The organism is Streptomyces sp. NPDC005195 (assembly GCF_040608315.1).
Lineage (GTDB): Bacteria > Actinomycetota > Actinomycetes > Streptomycetales > Streptomycetaceae > Streptomyces > Streptomyces kaempferi.
Genome location: NZ_JBEXHZ010000197.1, coordinates 1 through 3356, shown reverse-complemented (window position 1 = coordinate 3356; position 3356 = coordinate 1). Strand labels below are relative to the sequence as shown.

At 67.3% G+C, this 3356-nt stretch carries 3 protein-coding genes and 1 pseudogene; 1 reads left to right on the top strand and 3 read right to left on the bottom strand.

Annotated elements, in window-relative coordinates:
* Nucleotides 1-246 (bottom strand): annotated as a pseudogene (locus tag ABZV34_RS37845) (hypothetical protein); the annotation flags it as partial.
* Nucleotides 247-592: 346 nt separating this feature from the next.
* Nucleotides 593-1078 carry a hypothetical protein gene (locus ABZV34_RS37840; protein ID WP_356287340.1) on the bottom strand — a complete coding sequence of 162 codons (486 nt, stop codon included), beginning with the start codon at nucleotides 1076-1078 and terminating at the stop codon, nucleotides 593-595.
* Nucleotides 1079-1528: 450 nt separating this feature from the next.
* Here ABZV34_RS37840 and ABZV34_RS37835 point away from each other — a divergent pair, with 450 nt between their 5' ends.
* Complete coding sequence (locus tag ABZV34_RS37835; RefSeq protein WP_356287343.1) at nucleotides 1529-1996, top strand: MarR family transcriptional regulator; 468 nt, start codon at nucleotides 1529-1531, stop codon at nucleotides 1994-1996.
* 276 nt (nucleotides 1997-2272) lie between these two features.
* On the opposite strand, the gene ABZV34_RS37830 is transcribed toward ABZV34_RS37835, so the two are convergent.
* Nucleotides 2273-2938 (bottom strand): hypothetical protein, encoded by a 666-nt coding sequence (locus tag ABZV34_RS37830; protein WP_356287337.1) that lies wholly within the window; start codon nucleotides 2936-2938, stop codon nucleotides 2273-2275.
* Nucleotides 2939-3356: the final 418 nt, after the last annotated feature.

The following is a 3356-nucleotide window of genomic DNA, read 5'->3' as shown; positions in this document are numbered from 1 at the left end:
GCTTCGCGAGTCGATCGAGTCCTTCCGTGGCGATGCGGACGTCGAACAGGACCAGGACGCGCGAGTGCGCCCGGCCAGGCCGGACCTCGGGACGGACCCGCCGGCCCGCACGCGGACGACGTCCCGGGCCAGGTCACGGACCTGGAGACGGCGGTGCCCGTTGCGGTCCACCGGACGGCGCCCTCGCTCGTCGGTCTCGGCCGCCAAACACCGGTTGCCTTCGGCGTCGTGGGCCGCGGCGAGCATCTGCCGGGCACCCCGCGGACGATCTCGTCGAGCAGAGAGCCGGACTTCGTCGAGCCGTCGGCGTTCACCGCTCCGAGCACGGGTGTGCTCTCCCGGCCCGCACCCCTCCCCACGCCGATCCGCGAGTCCCAGGCACCGCTTTCGGCACAGCTCCGGACAGACGTGCCGGCGGCGACTGGAGCGGTGGCAGCAGGCCGGCGTCTTCCGGCAACGCCGGCGCAGCGGGACACGCCTCATCGCCCGTCACGGCCTGTCGCGGGACCGCGACAGGCCGTCGGCGAGAAGGGGGTGGTCGGCAGGTCAGCGGCTGGTCCTGTACTGCCTCACCGCGGTCGTCCTGGAGTGGTCACCGGGCGACATGGAAGGTGAGTTGGCGCTCCGTCGTGCCGGCCGGGACGGTGTGGACGTAGCCCCCCGCGCCGGTGTAGGCGCCCGAACCGCCGGTGATGGCGACGTCCACGGCAGGTGCGGCGGGGAGGTGGAGGAGAGCCTGCCCGGCGATCTGCCCCTGGGGCAGGGCGAAGGTGCCCAGGCACTGCAGTGCGTCGGGGCTGGTGTGTATGTAGGTGCACACCACGCTGTGGTCGCCGATCCTCTTGCCGTTCTGGTAGAGGTCCTCGGCGATGACGAGCTGGTCGCCGAGGCTGTGCCCCTTCTTGCCCACGTCGATGGACGCGGTCTGAGTCTGTTTCGCGACCAGCTTGATGATTTCCGTGCGGTGGTCCTTGTGGTGCATGTCGGCGGTGTCTGCCGATGCCAGCGGAGCACCGGCGAAAAGCACGGCTGCCACACCGGCGGCCGGAATGAGCTTGCGGAGAGCGATCTTGCGCATGGCGAATCCTTCAGTCGAATGATCTTCTGGGTGGGCGCCGGCACATGGCGGGCTACTGGGGTCCGTCTGCGGGAAACCGCTCGGGCCCGGGGCCGGTCTGGGGAATCACGGCACGTCGACTCTGACGGGCGAAGATGCTGACAAATCTAACATCAACCTTGTGCACGAGTAAAGTGCAAACGTTTATTCCATAGCGAAAGGTTTAGCCTGCCCGCCCGGCGCCCGGCGGCCCCGATACAAAGGCCCACCCGGCCAAAGCCCCACGCCGGACGGGCCGTATCCGGAAATTCAGCGGCGACGACCGGTGAACGCCTCTGAATCCGGCCTTCATGCTCCATCTCGCTGGGCCGTAATTAAAATGTGTACAATCTAATGGCACCACTGAAAGTTGCGGAACGGGACACCGGCGGCGCGGCGGCGCAGCGAACCGGTCCCGAGGAAGGGGTCGTGATGAAAGACGCCCAGACGAATGTCGAGCAGTCGGACGAGATCTCACTGCTCCTCGAGGACCAGTTGTGCTTCGCCCTGTATGCGGCGCAGCGGGCACTCACCAACCGCTACCGCCCGTTGCTGGAGCAGTTCGGTCTCACTTACCCCCAGTACCTGGTGATGCTGGTGCTGTGGGAGCACGGCGCACTGCCCATCAAGAAGCTGGGCACACTCCTGGAACTCGACTACGGCACACTCACGCCGCTGCTGAAGCGCCTGGAGGCCCACGGGTTGATCCAGCGCCGGCGCCAGGTGGAGGACGAGCGCTCCGTACAGATCACACTCACCGACGAGGGAAGCGAACTGCGCGGGCGTATCCGTGTGGTCCCGGCCGCCATCGCCGAAGCCGCGGGACTCACCGGGAATGAGACTACGGACGCGAAGACGCTCCTCGAAAAACTGCACGCCAACATCTCCGCCAGTGACTGACACTGCCTGCCTTGGCGGAGGTCGCCCCTCGCGTGGTCGCGGCCCTGTGTCCGGCATCCATACACTGCCCGCCCGCCAGATTCGCTCGATGCTGGTCGAACATGTGGACCTGTCGGGGCGGCGACTCGACCCCGAGGGCTTGAACCCGCCAACGGCGCCGACCCCTTCCACCTCGCGCCCGTCTTCTCCCCCGGCGCCAAGGCCGGTCTCCGTCACACCAGCGCAGTGACGGACTCGGAAGCGGAGCAGGCACCGAACGCCCGCTGATCTTGAGTTCTACTCCACAGGGAGCCGTCGCCGGCCCTCCGGAGTGAAGGTGAAGGTCTGGCGGAAGGGACCCGTTCCGAAGCACACTGCAAGCAGGAGGGGTTCGTGCTCAGGTGGCCACGATTGCTCGGCTTCCGGAGCACCGCCGTTCCACAAATGGAAGGACACCATCGGTTCCTCCGGGTTCTCAGTCAGGTAGCCGAGAGTCTTGCCGTAATAGGGGTTACTGCTGCCGAACACCATGGACGGGGGACCGAACTCGTCGACGACGTCCTTCCACACCCGGTCCTCGTCCGCCCACTGGCGGACCCCACCCTGCAGGACCGCGTATTCGTCACGGTCCAGTACGCGGTCCGGCTTGAGCCAGCCGCGGCGGTGCGCGAACTCGGCATACACCGAGGCAATGCCGTACTCGTAATAGCGCTCCGGGATCAGATCGCGGAACACCCCCGCGACGCCGGTACTGGACCAGGCCCCGCGCTCTTCCCAGACGCGCTGCTGCTCGGCCAAGGCATCAGGCCGGCACTCCACGAACAGCAAATGGTCAATCAGCATGCGCAAGGCCAGCTCCGACTCCCTCCCGAACATTCCGGGACGACGCAGGGCGAGATTCAACTGATCGACGAGATAAGCACGTATCTCGCCGGAGGCTGCAAGCGATCTGGAAACAGACACCCCACAGTCTCCCCCACATGCCTCCGGATCGCGGCCATCGGCTGATGCCCAGCCCTTCTCCTGAACCGGATCCAGGTCCGTCGCCCACCACCGGTCCCCGCTGCGGCAACCACCCCCCTCTCCCACGGCAGAGTCAGTCCCCTTCGAGCCCGTGAGTTCGCGCTACGGAACCGTCAGATTTCCTGAACTCACGGAAGACCGGGCTGAAACTCGCCACCGAGCGGGACATCCTCCGCAGGGCGGCCAAGTATGTCGCCGGAGAGACGAACTGGCGAGGAGCCGCTTCCAGTTCGCCGCGGCGGGTGCCGCTCCCGCCATCTATCGGCTCGGCGGCGGTCGTGCTGCACCCCTACCGGGTCTGCGACGACAAGGCCACCGCAGCGCCGCGCCGCCGCCCGCCGCCCGCCGCCCGCCGCCC